Source organism: Shewanella pealeana ATCC 700345, from assembly GCF_000018285.1.
Classification (GTDB): Bacteria; Pseudomonadota; Gammaproteobacteria; order Enterobacterales; family Shewanellaceae; genus Shewanella; species Shewanella pealeana.
In genome coordinates this window covers 653833-670858 of sequence record NC_009901.1, presented here as the reverse complement: position 1 = coordinate 670858, position 17026 = coordinate 653833, and the positions used below count along the sequence as shown (strand labels likewise).

The 17026-nt window shown below is 47.6% G+C and carries 16 protein-coding genes; 8 read left to right on the top strand and 8 right to left on the bottom strand.

Going from position 1 to position 17026, the window contains the following annotated elements:
- The first annotated feature begins 114 nt into the window (after positions 1-114).
- Complete coding sequence (locus SPEA_RS02915; protein WP_012153810.1) at positions 115-2400, top strand: aminotransferase class V-fold PLP-dependent enzyme; 2286 nt, start codon at positions 115-117, stop codon at positions 2398-2400.
- A 114-nt stretch (positions 2401-2514) separates the two neighbouring features.
- Here SPEA_RS02915 and mepA read toward each other — a convergent pair whose 3' ends face one another.
- Complete coding sequence (gene mepA, locus SPEA_RS02910; RefSeq protein ID WP_012153809.1) at positions 2515-3399, bottom strand: penicillin-insensitive murein endopeptidase; 885 nt, start codon at positions 3397-3399, stop codon at positions 2515-2517.
- A 289-nt stretch (positions 3400-3688) separates the two neighbouring features.
- Here mepA and SPEA_RS02905 point away from each other — a divergent pair, with 289 nt between their 5' ends.
- A complete protein-coding gene (locus SPEA_RS02905; protein WP_041410797.1) occupies positions 3689-3985 on the top strand; it encodes a hypothetical protein in 297 nt (98 codons plus the stop codon).
- 298 nt (positions 3986-4283) lie between these two features.
- Here the strand turns inward: SPEA_RS02905 and SPEA_RS02900 are convergent, their stop codons facing one another.
- From SPEA_RS02900 to SPEA_RS02875, 6 genes are all read right to left on the bottom strand, one after another.
- On the bottom strand, positions 4284-7508 hold the full coding sequence (locus tag SPEA_RS02900) for an efflux RND transporter permease subunit (protein WP_012153807.1): 3225 nt from the start codon (positions 7506-7508) through the stop codon (positions 4284-4286).
- 12 nt (positions 7509-7520) lie between these two features.
- Positions 7521-8900 (bottom strand): efflux RND transporter periplasmic adaptor subunit, encoded by a 1380-nt coding sequence (locus SPEA_RS02895; protein WP_012153806.1) that lies wholly within the window; start codon positions 8898-8900, stop codon positions 7521-7523.
- 10 nt (positions 8901-8910) lie between these two features.
- On the bottom strand, positions 8911-10257 hold the full coding sequence (locus SPEA_RS02890; protein WP_012153805.1) for a TolC family protein: 1347 nt from the start codon (positions 10255-10257) through the stop codon (positions 8911-8913).
- A gap of 292 nt (positions 10258-10549) precedes the next feature.
- Positions 10550-10954 (bottom strand): hypothetical protein, encoded by a 405-nt coding sequence (locus tag SPEA_RS02885; protein ID WP_041411249.1) that lies wholly within the window; start codon positions 10952-10954, stop codon positions 10550-10552.
- A 187-nt stretch (positions 10955-11141) separates the two neighbouring features.
- Positions 11142-11318 carry a DUF3012 domain-containing protein gene (locus SPEA_RS22595; RefSeq protein ID WP_012153803.1) on the bottom strand — a complete coding sequence of 59 codons (177 nt, stop codon included), beginning with the start codon at positions 11316-11318 and terminating at the stop codon, positions 11142-11144.
- 71 nt (positions 11319-11389) lie between these two features.
- Positions 11390-11761, bottom strand: a complete 372-nt coding sequence (locus SPEA_RS02875; protein WP_012153802.1) for a SpoIIAA family protein — start codon at positions 11759-11761, stop codon at positions 11390-11392.
- 192 nt (positions 11762-11953) lie between these two features.
- Between SPEA_RS02875 and arfB the strand changes: the two genes are divergently transcribed.
- The 5 genes from arfB (at position 11954) to SPEA_RS02850 (ending at position 14662) form a co-directional block, all read left to right on the top strand.
- Positions 11954-12376 carry an alternative ribosome rescue aminoacyl-tRNA hydrolase ArfB gene (gene arfB / locus SPEA_RS02870; protein ID WP_012153801.1) on the top strand — a complete coding sequence of 141 codons (423 nt, stop codon included), beginning with the start codon at positions 11954-11956 and terminating at the stop codon, positions 12374-12376.
- A gap of 172 nt (positions 12377-12548) precedes the next feature.
- Positions 12549-12995, top strand: coding sequence for a type II 3-dehydroquinate dehydratase (gene aroQ / locus SPEA_RS02865; protein WP_012153800.1), 447 nt, complete (start codon positions 12549-12551; stop codon positions 12993-12995).
- A gap of 14 nt (positions 12996-13009) precedes the next feature.
- The gene (gene accB, locus SPEA_RS02860; RefSeq protein ID WP_012153799.1) at positions 13010-13462 is read left to right on the top strand and encodes an acetyl-CoA carboxylase biotin carboxyl carrier protein; all 453 of its coding nucleotides are present in this window, start codon (positions 13010-13012) and stop codon (positions 13460-13462) included.
- Between the two features lie 54 nt (positions 13463-13516).
- Positions 13517-14179 carry an SDR family NAD(P)-dependent oxidoreductase gene (locus tag SPEA_RS02855; protein WP_012153798.1) on the top strand — a complete coding sequence of 221 codons (663 nt, stop codon included), beginning with the start codon at positions 13517-13519 and terminating at the stop codon, positions 14177-14179.
- Positions 14180-14308: 129 nt separating this feature from the next.
- Positions 14309-14662, top strand: a complete 354-nt coding sequence (locus SPEA_RS02850; protein ID WP_012153797.1) for a hypothetical protein — start codon at positions 14309-14311, stop codon at positions 14660-14662.
- Positions 14663-14696: 34 nt separating this feature from the next.
- Here SPEA_RS02850 and SPEA_RS02845 read toward each other — a convergent pair whose 3' ends face one another.
- Positions 14697-15323, bottom strand: a complete 627-nt coding sequence (locus SPEA_RS02845; RefSeq protein WP_012153796.1) for a DsbA family protein — start codon at positions 15321-15323, stop codon at positions 14697-14699.
- Positions 15324-15814: 491 nt separating this feature from the next.
- Between SPEA_RS02845 and traF the strand changes: the two genes are divergently transcribed.
- Positions 15815-17011, top strand: coding sequence for a conjugal transfer protein TraF (gene traF / locus SPEA_RS02840; RefSeq protein WP_012153795.1), 1197 nt, complete (start codon positions 15815-15817; stop codon positions 17009-17011).
- Positions 17012-17026 lie beyond the last annotated feature (15 nt).

Here is a 17026-nt window from a genome sequence, read left to right as displayed (position 1 = left end):
CGTGATCTTGATCATTATTCCCAAACTGCTAATACAGCCAACCAGCATTAGTTATACCCAAAAAGAATATATAGTTTTCATTGTAAGTAAAATAACAATAAAGGGCCTTACGCCATGCATAACCACAATGAACTGACCCAAGTTTATCTCGACGCAAATGCAACTACACCTGTTCTACCAGAGGCCGCTGCCGCAGCACTTGCAGCAATGCAGACATTATTTGGTAACCCGAGTAGTAGCCACATTACCGGCTTACAAGCTAAACACTTGATGGAGCAGACACGCACCAGAGCCCACACTCTACTGGGAACTGGCGAAGGAAAGCTGATCTTTACCAGCGGTGCAACCGAAGGGATCCAGACCGCCATTCTATCGGCGCTACTTGCAGCAAAAAAACAGATCCAAACAGGGCAAACCTATAAGCTGCTCTATGGCGCTACCGAGCACAAAGCCGTGCCTGAGTCGTTAAAACATTGGCTAACCGTGTTAGATATACCGGCGCAGATCATGGCGATACCTGTCGATGAGTTTGGGATATTAGATTATGAGTTTATTGCTCAACACGTACCAAACGCATTGATGATCTGCACTATGGCGGTGAACAATGAAACCGGCGTCTTTCAAGATCTTAAGCAGCTAGAGAAAACCATTCGAGATGCAAACCCCGATACCTTTTGGATGGTCGACTGCGTGCAGGCTCTGGGTAAAACAGCACTAAACCTAGCGCAAACCAGCATAGATTACGCCCCTTTTAGTGGTCACAAACTCTATGCCCCGAAAGGTATCGGCTTTGTTTATATTCGTGATGGAGCCCCCTTTACCCCTTTTATAGCCGGTGGCGGTCAAGAAAGCGGCCTACGCTCTGGCACAGAGAACCTGCCTGGTATGGCGGCGCTTAATGTCATATTTAAGATGTTGCAGTGCCCCCAAGACTCAGCCTTTAGCGACCAGCAAACCTTGCAAGGTTATCGACAGCAAATTGCCGACACCTTAACCGAGTGCTTTCCCCGCATCGTGTTTAATAACAGCTTTGAACACAGTGTGCCTACGACGATTAACTTTGCCGTACCCAGCTTTAGCAGCAAAGAGATCATGGACCTGTTCGATGCCGCCAATATTCGTGTCAGCTCTGGCTCAGCCTGCAGCTCTAAGGTGACCCGCAGTTTTGTGCTCGATGCCATGGGCCTGCCAGCTTGGCAAAGTGAATCGGCTATCAGAATGTCATTTGGCCCAGCCATGACTCAGGCCGATGTCGATATTGCTTGTGAACGTATCAAAACCGCATCACAAGCCTTAACTCAAAGCTGTATGGTGTTAGATCGCTCCCGTGATATCGACGATAAGACCCCGCTAGATGGCTTGTTGCAACTTGGTGCTGGCGCCAGCTGCACTTGGATCTATGTCGATAACAACAGCAAGCAGGCCGTGATTATCGACCCTCTTCCTGAATTACAACATAGACTCGATACACTACTGCAATGCCAGCAGCTTGAGGTAAAAGCGATTATTGACACCCACGGGCACGCAGACCATGTATCAGGTCGTGACGTATTAGCTAACCGCTATTTGGCCAATCAAGATAGCGATATTCTGGGCTGGCCTTATCAGACCCAAACTGTTGAGCATTTAGGCATTCAATATGAGTCTATCGAGATTGGCTCACTGCAATTGGTCAAAGTACCGACTCCGGGACATACTGCCGACAGCATTAGCCTCATTCTGTGCCCATTGAATCTAGGTGATAAGACTCTGCATCAGCAAGCCAAATTCGCTTTCTGTGGCGACACCATCTTGATGGGCAGCCTTGGCCGCACTAACTTTGATTCAAGCTCCAGTCAGGCATTATTTCATAGCCTTAAGCTGCTTAATTGCACAATAAATCCAGCGACTCTTATCTGTGCCAGCCATGATTACAACCACGAGTTCACCACCACTTTGCCTGCTGAAATGTCGCGTAACACCTTGCTTAATGCCGTGCTCATGGATCAAGTTTCTGTGGACGATTTTATTGCCCGTAAGGCGAAACTAGACAGCCACCTTAATGATGAAGTTGGCACAGAGATCATGTGTGGTGCCTACGTAGGGAGCTGCGATAAGTCAGCAATCAAAGAGTATGATGCTAAGAGCTTAGCCGCTGCGATAGACAGCAAGGATGAGGTACGGATAATCGACATTCGTGAGCCCCATGAATACGCGCTTAGTCATCCACAGGAGTCGAGTCAAAACGTGCCTTTAACTCGACTCGTGCAGTTTATCCATGAGCAGCAACATCAAAAGGATAAGCCTTGGGTGCTAGTTTGCCGCAGTGGTAGTCGCTCTATGGTTGCCGCTCAAGCCATGCACAGATTAGGCTTTTCACAAATCTCTCATTTGAAAGGCGGCTACGCGTTAAGCCATTAGCGTAATGTTTAACAAAGCCATTAGCGTACCTTTAATAAAGCCAGTAGCGCTCATCAAGTGTTGAAATCACAAGCCGCCGAAGAGTCACTGTTGGCGGCTTGTTTTTACGGGCCTTTATTTGGCTGCAATCATTCGCGAGCACTGCTCAGGTTTAACCTTGGCTTTTTTCTTTTTAGGCTTGCTGGCGGGCTTGTTAGCCTTGGCAGCTTGAGTAGTCTGAGTTTGCGTCAACTGACGCTTCCACCAGCCAAGCTCATGACAACCATTGCCAACGGGTATGCTAGCTTGATCCCGACAGAGCGGATTGTCTTTAGGGCAACTCAGCCTGACATGCATATGATAAGTATGCCCCCACCAAGGCCTTACCTTATTAAGCCAGGTATCATTCTCTAGCCTTAAATCGCACAGGTGCTGCTTTATCACTGGACTGACAAAAATTCGTGCCACTCGCTCATCCAGTGCCGCTATCTTAATCATCTGCGTCTGCAGCTTCGACCATAACTGAGTGTCGAGTGCAAACCGCTTCTTATCAACGAGTTTTAGCGCTATTGGTTGTGCTCGCTCCTCTGAAGTTAGCGGCTGATTCGCTTGCTTGAACCAAACGTCGACATCTAACCCTATCTGATGGCTGCTGTGGCCGTAAGTGAAGTTGCCTCCCCTTGGCATAGACATATCAGCAATTAAAATATCATCACTCCCCTGCCGATTGAGACTCGCGGCAAACTGCTGAATAAATTCGATAAGCGCCGGATGGCCGTAGTATCTCTGTCGCTGAGGGCGGATAACTTGATAGCCTTCTCCATCTAGAGGTAAAGTCTGAGCGCCTGTTAGACAGCCATTAGCATAACCGCCAATGGCACTGGCGTGACTCGCATAAGGCGTCTCTACCGACTCCCACTCATTAGCCTGTAGCTTAGGAGCCACAAACAGGATTAAGCAAACAAGCAGACTCAGGAGCATGGCTTGCCAGCCCAAGGCTCGCAACTGACTCACTATCATGCCTTTCCTCCAAAGCTTAGCTATAACCTCTTGCCCATTCGAATTGAGCACTGCATTAAAGATAGTTGAGATTGCTATAGGGCGTAACTAGAGACGGGGGCATGTTGCTGACTGCGCTCTCATGCATGTTGCTTATTTTGAATGTCATTAAGTCATTTCTACCGAGTCGCACCCACTAGCTAATAGCTAGTCGCTCTATCTAAGCAGTCTTTGACTGTTTATTGCGTCAGTTAACAAGCAATACTAGGTTGTGCTAAGGTCCATTAAAAGGGAATTTTAGGTGTTTTTTATGCGCAAATTTGCAGCGTCAGAATTTTTTGCAAAGCTGGTTGGCAGCGTATTGATGGTGTTGCCAATGGCTTTATTTACGTATTTAGCCTCACAAAATGAGGGGCTAGCAGAAGCGTTATTGCTGTTATCGGGGAGTGTGGGGTTTTGCTATGCCCTCATAGGTTACTCGGGCTATTGCACTTACTACAGGCCTAAGCGGGGTGATAGTCCTCTTTATAGCGCTCTGTATACCTTATGCTTTGCTTTATTTTTTATTCCTTGGTACCTAAGACGTCTTCTTTGGCCGAGAGAATGATGGAAAAATGCGGAGCACTCCTGCTCCGCGTACTAAATAAGCTAGCCTAGCTGGGACTTTATTCATTGAGATGGTTAGGCATTACCGCAAACTAAATTTCAGCTCGCGTCTGAATAAATAAAGTACCGCTTAACGGCTGGCGAACCGTATCTAAAAAACAAGATGGAACGGTGATGGCAGACTAATGCGTCACCGCCATTATCAAGCCCTCTTTACCATCCTTGGTAAAGAATCAATTCAATAAATAGCTATTACTACAGTCTGCCTGCAGCTCAAGTGAGCCACAGGCAAACAAGCATTACTTACGGCCTTGGTAGATCCAACGATAAAGCGTTGGCAATACCAGTAAGGTCAGTGCGGTCGAACTAAACAGACCACCGATGATCACCACGGCTAATGGCTGCTGGATCTCACTACCGACTCCCGAAGAAAGCAGAATAGGGATCAAGCCCAGAGCCGAGGTCAGTGCCGTCATCAGTACCGGACGCAGACGCCCTACTGTACCTTCATAAACGGCATCATAGAGGGACTCATCTGTCTCCTCTTTGACGCTAGATCGGCGCTGGTTAATCGAGTCCACCAACACCACCCCGTTGAGCACTGCCACACCAAATAATGTGATAAAGCCAATTGAACTAGGTACCGACAGATATGTGCCACTGGCAAACAGCGCAACAACACCGCCAATTAGAGCTAAAGGTACGTTAGCCATAATCAGGCCGACCTGCTTTACCGAACCAAAAGAGAAGTACAGTAGCAAGGCAATCAAGGCGATAGAGACAGGTACCACTAGCATCAACTTCTGCTGTGCACGCTGCTGGTTCTCATACTGGCCACCCACCACAACGGTATAACCCGGTGGCAGTTCCGCCTGTGGCACGATAGCGTAGATATCATTTACCACTGAGCCCATGTCACGATCGGCAACGTTAGCCTGTACCACCACACGACGCTGCACATCGTCACGACGAATGTTAGGCGGCGCCATCTCGATGACTACATCGGCCACTTCACCAAGACGTACGGTTGCACCACTTACGCCCGTTAACAGTAGATCTTCCAAGATATCTGGCGAGCTACGATACTGCTCGGCTAAACGAACATAGATGTCGTATCGAGCGTTACCGTCGATCACCTGCCCCGCACTCGCGCCACCCACACCTTGGCTCACTAGTGCCATGATCTCATCGACACTGATGCCATAACGCGCTAACTGATCACGCTTAGGGCGAACCACTAGCTGAGCCTCACCACTAACCTGCTCCAATGACACATCCACCGCACCCGGAATTTGTGATACTAACTCTGTTAGCACCTGACCGCGTTCAGACAATACATCTAAGTCTGGGCCAAAGATCTTAATCGCAAGCTGAGCCTTCACACCCGATAACAACTCATCGACGCGAGTCGCAATTGGCTGAGAGAAGGTAAACAACAGACCAGGATAGACGTTAAGTTTCTCCTCCATCTTACGCTGTAACTCGAAGCGATTGCTCGCACTAACCCACTCATCGACAGGCTTAAGGCCGATGTAGATCTCTATGTTGTTCACCGGCTCGGGATCGCCACCCAACTCGGCGGCGCCGATACGGCTAAGGGCATAATCCACTTCAGGGAAATCAAGCAGCAAGGCCTCAAGCTTAGGCGCAACATCTAAAGAGGTCGCAAGACTTGCGGTTGGCGCAAGAGTCACACGTAGGTTGATGGTGCCCTCTTCCAGCTCAGGTACAAACTCGGTACCCAGCCTTGGTAGCAGCATCATGCTCATTGCAAACATCACAACGGCCGTGATCCCAACCACTTTAGGATGCGCCATGGTTGAGCTTAGAAGCTTACGGTAAACCGATTCAATCGGCTTAAGTACGGCACTTTCTCTCAGTACCACACCACGCTTAAACAGGTACACCGCAAGCGCTGGAACCGCGATCAAGGCCACCAGCAAGGCTGAGATCATCGCCAAGATAATACTCACCGCCATCGGCTGGAATAGCTTGCCTTCAACCCCTTCTAGCGCAAACAACGGCGCGAAAACCACTATGATGATTGCGGTTGCAAAGAAGATTGGACTACACACCTCTTTTGCTGCCAGCATGATGCGCATGGCAATACCCGCACTCGACTCATCATGCGAAGCCGTCGAAGTACCATCTTCATCGGCGTGGTAAGGATCGTCTTCGCCAGAGGCACGCTTTTGAGCATTAGCTAGATGACGTCTGTCAGGCTGAGTCAGGTGTTTAAAGATGTTCTCCACCATCACCACCGAGCCATCTACCAACATACCGATAGCCACGGCTAAACCACCTAAGGACATCAAGTTAGCCGACATGCCAAAGTAAGACATCACAAGCAGCGCAAGGCCGATAGAAACCGGAATAGACAGCAGCACCAACATGGTCGCGCGGATGTTGACTAGGAACAGAGCTAAGATAACTACGATAAACACGAATGCCATCAATAGGGCGTCACGTACCGTCGTTACTGCTTGGTTCACAAGGTCTGATTGGTCATAGAAGACTTCAAACGACACACCGTCGGGTAGCGCCTGTTCAATCATCGCCGTGCGAGCACTGATATCATCGATGGTTTCTTTGGTGTTGGCGCCCATGCGCTTAAGTACTACGCCAGCGACGACTTCACCTAGGTCTTGGGCATTACCCGCCTCATCACGGCGCGTCATGGTCACGGCACCAACGCGAATTTCGCTGCCGTAATCCACCTTAGCGATATCACCCACACGCACTGGCGTACCGGCAACCTCAGTCAGTGGAATTTGCGCGATAGCCTTTAGGCCTGCATCGCCCGATGGCAACATACCATAGCCACGCACCACGAGCTGCTCTTGGCCCTGGTCCATAAACCAACCACCGGCGTTGCGGTTATTGCTCTCTAACGCGCTAGTTACCTGCGCCATAGATAGGCCGTAACTCAGTAGTTTATTTGGCTCAATTTGCACCTGGTACTGACGAACTTCACCACCAAAAGATAACACCTCAGTCACGCCGCCCACAGGCATCATGATAAGTTTTACCATGTAGTCGTTGATGCTACGCAGCTCGGCTGCATTAACACCCGACTCAGGTGTTGCACGCAGAATATATTGATAGATCTGACCCAGTCCCGAAGTATTCGGACCAATTTCAGGCACCCCCACCCCATCGGGGATCATCTCGCGCGCAGCCTGCAACTGTTCAAATACCTGCTGACGTGCGAAATAAATATCCGTACCTTCAGCAAATACCACAGTCACAATCGACAAACCGGTACGCGACAGTGAGCGCACCTCGGTTACCGCTGGTAAGGCATACATCGCCGACTCAACTGGGTAACTGATTAGCTTCTCAACTTCTTCTGCCGCTAAGCCTTCGGCGGCGGTATTTACCGTTACCTGTACGTTAGTTACATCAGGAAAGGCATCTAAGTTTAATTTTGGCAGCATGGCTGCACTGGCGATAATGGCTCCGATAAGTGCCAAGATCACCAAAAGACGGTTGCGAATGGCAACGTCTATGAGTTTTTGTAACATAGCAGCAGCCTCTTAGTGATTGTGGATGTCGAAACCAGATTTAGCCTGCTCAGAGGCTAGGAAAAATGCCCCAGAGACAACAACCTTGATGTCTTTCGTTAAGCCACGAACTAAGTTCATGCCGCGCTGACGTTCAACCACTTCAACCTCTAATGCTTCGAAGCCCTCAGCGCCTTCGATAAATACCTGCCAATGACCATCGCTGCTACGAGTCAACGCCGAATCAGGTAGGATCACCCCACCTTGAGAGGCATCTGGTAGGTAAAGTTCAGCGAATTGGCCGGCGTGTAGCACATGACCTGCGTTTTCAAACGCCACTAAGATCTGCTCGGTACGCGTCACGCTATCAAGCTCATGTGAACGACCGATAATGGTGCCTTCCATGCTCTTGTCACCCACTTTAACCACGGTTTTACTGCCTAGGCTGACTTTCTCGGCTTGAGTCGGTGTTAATTCTGCTTCCACCCAAAGATGTGACTCATCGGTTAGCTGCATCAGCGCCGTACCTGCAGGTACGATTTGACCTAATAGCGCGATATCTTGCTGCACACGACCGTTAATCGGTGCGATTAGCTGATAGCTACCGATAGTTTCAGGGGCATTAGCCAGCGCCTTGATCTGTGCTGGTGTCATCTTCATCGCTTCTAGAATGGCACGCTTAAGCTCAGCATCCACCTGCGCCTGTAAACGACGGCTAGCACTCACCGCACTGGCGCTCATACGCTTTACTCGACTCCACTCAGCTGCGGCATTGATATAATCGGCTTGTGCCTGAGCAACCGCAACCCCGCCAAGGGTTAGCAATACATCACCCTGAGCCACTTCTTGGCCCGGAACCACATTTCTTTTTAGCACGCGTACATCCACCTGAGGCGCGATAGTTACAGTTCTGTCCCTATCCACCACTATGGTTGCTGTCGCCACATCTTCTAGACTGAAAGTCTGCTCACTAAGCTGAGCCACATCAATTTTAGCCAATGCTAATTGCGCGGCAGTCAGCTCGATACCGTGGGCCTCCTCTTCCGCTTCTTCCTCACCATGGCCGTGTCCGTCATCTTTTGCCTTCACCTCTTCGGCATCATGAGCATGGTCATCATCGTGTGCCTTGGCTTCTTCAGCCTTATGTTCATGGCTGTCATCGTGCGCTTTAGCTTCTTCGGCGTTATGATCATGACCATCGTCTTGTGTTTTAATCAATACGATCTCTTCTGCATCGTGATCGTGGCCATCGCCAGCGGTTGCTACCGTTGGCAACACAAATGCCGTGGTGAGGCTCATAAAGAAGCCGAAGCTCATGGCGCGAGTGATCGCATTAAGATCGAATAAGCGAGATTTAGCCGTGCCGTTATTAAGCATCATTGTTTGTACCGTTTCTTTATTGTTCGTTTTCATAATCAAAGCCCTAATTTACCTGTCCAGCAGCCGAGCCGCCCTGAGTCGATAATTGACTATTGAGATAGCCTTCCAATTGTCCACTTGCCCCCATCCAGCTCAGCCAGCTTTCATAAAGCGCAGATTCGAGCGCTAAGCCCGCTAAATAGCTGCCGCTCATCTGCCTTTGGCTTTGTAGATAGTCGCTTGTACTGATATCACCTGCCTGCCACTGTTGTGACAATGAACTCGCAGCCTTAGAACCAGAGGTCAGTACTAGCTCGCTCCAGTCTTGGTAGCGCTGGGTCAATCTTGGAAGGCTTAACGAAAATTGTTTCTGTTGCTGCAGCAAGATACGCTCAGCAGCAAGGTAGGTCTGCTCGGCAATCACTACGCCTTGATTAGCGACGGCAATTGCCTCGCTATAGTTGTTGCGGATCTGCAGTGGAATAGACACACCAACACCAAACTTATTCTCTTCACCTTCACGTTCGGCGCTAAGACTTATACTTGGATCTGCACTGCCATCGGCTTTGGCTTGCTCGGTGCTAACCTTGGCCATCAGCACTTGCTGATAAGCACTCTTAAGTGCGGGGAGCTCAGGAGAGACTTGAATGTGACTGGCTTGTAACGTCAGTGCGTTAACGAAATCCTCGAAGGGCAATTCAAATTCACCAAATAGAGCTAAAACCGCGCCATCGGCGGCGATTGATGCTTGCTCTGCTAATGCGTAATCGGCGGCGTTACTCGCTACATCGAGTTGCATCAGTTGTAGCTCAACACTGGAGATATCCCCCACCTCGGTACGCTGACGAGCAATATCTAGTTGAGCCTTGGCAATTTCAAACTGCTGCTTTTGAAACTCTAGCGCCTTACGCGCCTGACTTTGACTGGTGAGCGCCAGTAGTCTCTCAGACAACATTTGGTTGCGCTCAAGCGCAATGCTAGAGAGTAAGATTTCACTTTCTAGCTGCGCAATACGTGTCGCCACGCCACGCTTATCGCCCCAGTCTATGGTTTGGTTGATGTCTAAGCTATAGGTGTCTTCACTGGCATTCTGGTAGCCCAAACCCAGCTCTGGGTTATAAACAGCCTTGTCTGCGGCGTCGATGCTCATCAATGCCTGCTGACGACGCGCAGCTTGCGCTTTGACTTCTGCTAAGCCGTTAAAGCGTTGCATCACTTGTGGAAGCCAATCGTTAAACTGGCCTGCTTGACTTACGCTAGCACCAATCTGTGCATGAGCCATGGTCTGGTTAACATTAACCTGGCTAACATTAGCTTGATTAGCATTAGCTTCACCAGCAATAGCTTGATTAGCTGTTGCAGAGCCAGCGAAAAGGCCTAACAACAGACTAGCGATTATGTTTTTTTTCATCGCGGATCCTATCGACCCGGCAATTACATTAATTCAACTATCTAAAGCGCCGCCAATGGCAATTATTTGCGCTTATGTTGAATCACTATTGCTCGGGTATAAATCGATATAACAATCGCGTGGATATTACTATTTAACAGCTCAAACGGATGCAGAGCATCGACCTTAGGCCTGTAACAGCAAGATTCACACAGTAATTTTGATATAGATTTAACGAAGAGGAAGTTAAGCTTTGAATGACATACAGCAAAAGATGTAAAAGTCATCCGTCCAAACTTCAACCCCGATAGGGTTAAACGATAGGAGGGCGGTAATCTGGAAGTTGTTCTGGTGGTAAATATTGGGCATCGAGACTGTTTAGTTCGTCGCTCACAGGCACTGATGGCACCATAGTAACAAATGACATAGTCGTCACATGACCACCATGACAAGGGCAGTCGAGACACAGATCGAAGTTTTTAGATTCGGTTTTACTTACAGTATGGCTGTGTGCGGGTTCTTCGACACTCACACTCGCTTGTGGATCGAGTGAGCAGGTGCAGTCTACACATTCGGCTAACGTAATTACGTCGGCGGTAAACTGCACATGTGGATGCTGTGCGCTTTCTTCCTCATGATCTCCTAAATGCAACTGATGAGCGCCAATGTTGCCGCCTGCAAACTGCAGGAGAACAACGGCAATCAGCAGAGCTGCCATTTTATAGAGAGATTGAGGAGTAAATAAACGCAAGTCGCACCTATTAATTTGGGTTGTAATTCTTACAGTTAACACATCTAACCAGTATGACTCACATGATAACGTAAAGTTCACTTTGAACAAGATAAAATCTAACTCTTAGTGAACTTGCTCTCATTTTCAATGTGAGTCGATAAACTATTGATATTTATTTAAATACACAATGCTTTGCGTAATCGGTGGCTTCATTAGCACTCCAGTCGCCCGATGGCTTCTCTTTCATCTGCTTACACCAAGCTTCGCTGCCAACTTCTGGCGCACAGGCACTCAGTCCAAAAACCAGTGCACAAACCAACGACAGTCCTGACAGTTTAGATAAAGACATTTTTAAATCCTTCTATTTTTATACGTATAAAAAACAATCTTGGCCAATGATAACAAAATTGAGTCACAAAACTAATCACACGAGTCGGTACGTGCGGCGATCCATTTTACTGCTAGGTCTTTTTGCTCCAAAGGATACCAAGCCACCTCTCCTTGCATAAACGGCCCCATGAGCCTAACAGCATTACCAAACCAGTCGGGGCCACCTACCAGCACAAGTGCATCGAAGCTAGGTAATTGCACCTGGCCACTGCCCGCTAACGACTGATGTTGCCAGCCTTCGAGTAACACATCGGCCTCGACATAGATGCAGGTCTTGCCTGTCGTATCACGATAACTTTCAATCAATGGCTGCATGATCTGACCATAATCTTCGGTCGACAAACGTCCACTGGCAAATAAACTAATCACACCCTTGGCAATATCAGGGATCTTACACAGCATAAATAGGCTCCGTAATACAGAATTGCTGAAGCAATCATCACTTCAATATTGCTTGATAATAGCAAACTCGCCGTGAAGGAAAAGTAGACCAAGCCCTTATTTAGGCTAAAAGTCTGTTAATATTGACCTAAGGTAATTTAAGTCTGTGCTAAAAATTGATTTATCGACACAGAAAGCAAGGGATGTGAATTTTTGGCGTTAATAAAAATCTCCAACTCAGTATCGATCCAAGATAGTGAACTCGAGTGGCAGTTTATCCGCTCTAGCGGCGCTGGCGGACAGCACCTCAATAAGGTGTCTACTGCGGCGCAGCTGATCTTTGATATTAAAACCTCCTCTCTACCTGAATACTACCAGCAGCGCTTACTCGCCAAAGCGGATCACCGCATCACTAAAAGTGGCAAGATCATCATTAAATGTCAGCAGAGTCGTAGCCAAGACTTTAATCGTCAAACCGCGCTGGAGCAGTTTATCGCTCTGGTTGCCAGTGTGAATGCGGTGCAGAAAAAGCGTATCGCCACCAAGCCTACCAAAGGTAGCCAACGCCGCCGAGTCGATGCCAAGAAACAAAAAGGGGCGACTAAAGCCCTGAGGCAAAACAAGTCTGGTTTTTAAACTCAGTTTTTAAATCTCTGTTTTAAAGCTATGTTTCAAATCTATGCAATTCAATATACAAAGAATCGGCCTGAATAATTAGCACTTTCATCTTGTAAGGTTCGACAACTGAGTTATTTTTTGTTGAAATCAAGGCAAGCGCACACTAACACTGTTTTTCAAGGGAATTCTCATGAGCCAACCCAAGATCTTATTAGTAAATGGTCCTAACTTAAACCTACTCGGACGCCGTGAACCGGGCCACTATGGTCACCATACCCTAGAGCAGATCGTCGATGAGCTTAAGCAAAATGCAGCTCAGGCGGGTGTGCAGTTAGAGCATATTCAATCTAACGCCGAGCACTTACTTATCGAGGCGATTCATAACAGTGACGCCGATATGGTGATCATCAACCCGGCGGCTTTTACCCATACCAGCGTTGCATTGAGAGATGCCCTACTTGGTGTCGCAATCCCTTTTATTGAGGTGCACCTTTCCAACGTGCACAGCCGTGAGCCTTTCCGCCACCACTCCTACTTTTCAGATAAAGCCATAGGGGTGATCTGTGGCTTAGGTGCTCAAGGCTATCAATTTGCGCTACAAGCCGCGATTGCACGTATTAATGCGGCAGATAAATAAGGTTAAAACAAACTATGGATATTCGTAAGATCAAGAAGCTTATCGAACTCGTACAAGAGTCTGATATTGCTGAACTTGAGATTAAAGAAGGTGAAGAGTCGGTGCGGATCTGTCGTCACAGCCCAGTGCCTATGCAAGCCAACACACAGACTTTTCTCGCACCAGCCAGCAGCGTTGCAGCGGCTATGCCACGCCCACACACTGGCAGCCGTGACGACAATGATGAAGCCCTCAGCCACCAACTGCTCTCTCCCATGGTCGGGACGATTCATTTAATCGACAAGTCGAACCAAGCGCCACTCTGTGTCATCGACCAAAAAGTTACCGCTGGCGATGTAGTGTGTATTATCGAAGCCATGACCATGAACAATCGAATCACTGCCGATAAATCCGGCGTAATCAGTGCAATCTTGGTTGAAGATGGCCAGCAAGTAGACTTCGAACAAGCCATTCTCGAGATCGAATAAGCTCGCTTAGCCAAGATAACGCAACACGCAATTTAGCAAAGAGTAAGGACCAATATGATATTAATTTCCGGAGCCAGTAGCGGATTAGGCGCAGCGCTCGCCAAACGTTATGGCGCAGAACAACCAATTTGTATCAGTGGTCGCAATAGCGAGCGTTTACAGCTAGTTGCGAAAGAGGTAAGCCAGCCTTGTCAGGCCCAGGTTACCGACCTTTGTGATGCGAGTGCCGTTGAGTCCCTATTCGATAACCTCCCAACGACGCCATCCTTGATTATCCATAGCGCAGGCAGTGGTTATTTTGGCCCTATCGAGTCTCAGTCTCCAGAGGCCATTAAAGACCTACTCAATAACAATGTGACTTCGGCAATTTTTTTGCTGCGCGAGGCGGTGAAACGTTATAAAGAGCAAAATGTGACAGTCGTGATAGTGATGTCGACTGCGGCGCTGGTACCTAAGGCTGAAGAGTCAACCTACTGCGCAGCTAAGTGGGCGGTTAAGGGGTTAATTGAATCGGTGCGTCTAGAGCTTAAGAATAGCCCGATGAAGCTGATTGCCGTCTATCCAGGTGGCATGGACACAGACTTTTGGCCGAGCAGCGGCAAAATAGCTAACACCAGCAGCTTTATGAGCGCCGATGAAGCGGCTGGCATGCTAAAGCAGGCACTGCAAAGTACTGAGCATGGTTATATAGCCGATCTGACCATAGCCCGAGGTTAGTCAGCGACTCAGAGAGCAAAGGCTAAGATAAAGAACAAATAATCGCAGTGTAACTATACTTATATCAAACTAACCGATTATCAATCTGACTCTAAAATAACGGGGTTATCTTAGTCTTTAGGAGAATGGATGCGTACTTGCCTACTCATGCTGGTTTTTTCAGTGGTATGCCTATTTATTGGCTACCACGCCTACCTGTTTATTATGCCTAGCGTAAAGGTCATTAATCAGTCAGGACAATTACTGACACGAGTCGAAGTCAGCCTGCCAAGCAATAACTTAGTATTCGATAATATCGGCCCTAAACAGACTATGCGTATTCACCATAGCACTGATCAGTCTGATGGCGATTATGCTTACCGCATTCGTTTATCATCAGGAGCATACATTAGTGGCCGCTGTGGCAAGGTCACTAACGATCAATATATGAAGGTACTAGAGCTAACTATCAAGAGTGATGACAGAGTCAGCTGCATTGAATAAACGCAACTAGAGACCAAAATCTAGAGACCAGAGACTAATCTGTCAGTAACGCTCTAATCTGTTTATAACTGGTCTGCCAATTTTGATAATCAAGCTCGATAAGAAAAAACTCTCCGTTTACTAACAAGACTAATGAAGGAAAGCCCTCAATAGGCAAATGCCGACTGCGACTGACTTCCTCATCTAATTTAACCTTGGTCGTTTCACTCAATAATGCCTTTGTAAATAACGTCTCATCTAGACCTAGCTCACCAGCCAGTGTAACTAAGATTTCGGTATCTGACGGGTTCTTCGCCTCCAGGTAATAGGCCTGCTGAATCGCTAAGATCATCTCTTGCTCAAGACCTACATCTCTAGCTAACAGCGCAGCGCGGCAGGCGGGGTAAGTTGAGCGACGAGGTTGACAGTTTTGCCAAAAGTCGAAATTAAATTGTGTGTCTAACTGCTCGGCAATCTGCAGCCATGTTCGTTGCAAAAAGTGTTGCATGTCATCGGGCATAGGTTCATCACTGTCGGGCGCCAAGCCCCCCAAGCGATATTCAATATTAAGTTCTGGATAAGTAATTTGTAGCTTTGACTGTAGCGCTAACCAAGTCGGCCTATAACCCCAGCACCAGCTACACATAGGATCGTAAACATAATAAAGGTTAGCCAAGTTCATTAAGCGCTCTACTCCAGTCCATTTGAGGACTCTTAGACTACCTAGCTAGGTAAAAATGTCTAGCAACTCAAACTAATATGTTAAAATTTATTGATATATTACAGAAATTACTGAGTGCTGTCGGTGATATGAACTAGGCGTTATCATCCTAAAACAGTTATAAACTAAGCGCGAAAATCCCATAGGGTTTAGGCTTATCTATGTATAGCTTACTAACGCTTTTCACACGCATCGCTTTCACACCCACTGCTTTCACACATAATGGCATCGACTTAGCTCTGAACTAACCACTCAGGATTCATAAAGCGATTAACCACGACTCCAGTATCGACCACGCCAAAATTTCGGTGTTCAATATCAGGCCTAGGTATCAGCTAGAGAAGAAACTGACTGTTGGCTTTCTTTGAGGGAGCTCAAGTTCATCAATTCAATAAGATGATATTTTCGGCTGTCTCTTCAATCTATAAAAACTATAAATACAAAGGTTTAAAATGAAACGTAAACACCTACTAGCCCCAACAATAATTGCCACTCTAATCTCCTTTAACTCCTATGCTGCAGTGCAATCATTCGACGCACGTTCATTCGCCATGGGAGGCATAGGTGCCTCGACTGCAGATTACCTGTCGGCGGCATTTCATAACCCAGCCCTAACAGCAAGATATGGTGACAATGACGACGTAGGGGTGATGATCCCATCGGTGGGGGCACAATTAGATGATAGCCAAGAGATCATAGACAAAACTGACAACTTCTCGGATATCTATGATCAGTTCAGTAGCATTCCAAATCCGTCAGAGCAAGATGCGCAATTGGTTATCGATGCACTAGAGGAGCTACAAGGCAACCGCGCGAATGTACAAGCGAGTGTCAACATTGCTGTCGCTATTCCGAATCAATATGTCTCAGTAAATATGTTTGTCAAAGCTTACGCTGACGCCTTCGTGTTCGCCGATATTGCCGAAGACGATCTTAATGCTGATAAACTCATTGAGAATGGCTCACTCACATCGCAGGCACTGACGATGGGAGTGTTAATCGCTGAAACCGGTGTCAGCCTCGCCAAGTCATATCAAATGGGTCACGGCACCTTCTATTACGGTATCACCCCAAAATACCAGCAGGTCACTACGATTAACTATGTTACCGATATTGAAAACTACGAGTTTGATGATTGGGATGATGATCAATACCAAAGCGAAGAAAGCAACTTCAATCTAGACGTGGGCTTGACCTACCATATGAATAACGGTCTTGCCTTTGCACTTGTTGGTAAAAATTTGATTGAAAATAGCTACGATACGACACTGACCAAAGGCATTCATGGCCAGTACTCTATCAGCCCGACCTACGTCGCAAGTGCCAGCTATAATCACCGCCTGTTCACCCTCGGGTTTGATATCGATCTAAACGAAACTGAGGGCTACGAGTCTATCGAGGGAACATTAAACGGTATAAATAGCAACACAGACAATAAGCAGATGGCAGGTATTGGTATCGAGTTTAACGCCTTCGATTGGGCACAGCTAAGGGCAGGCTACCAAACCGATCTATCAGACAATCTCGCCGATCAATTTACCGCAGGTTTTGGACTATCGCCTTTTGATACCTTCCGTATCGACCTGTCGGCAAGTTACGCCAGTGATAACGAGTTAGGCGCAGTGCTACAAACCTCACTAACCTTCTAGCTATTTTATAGAGGG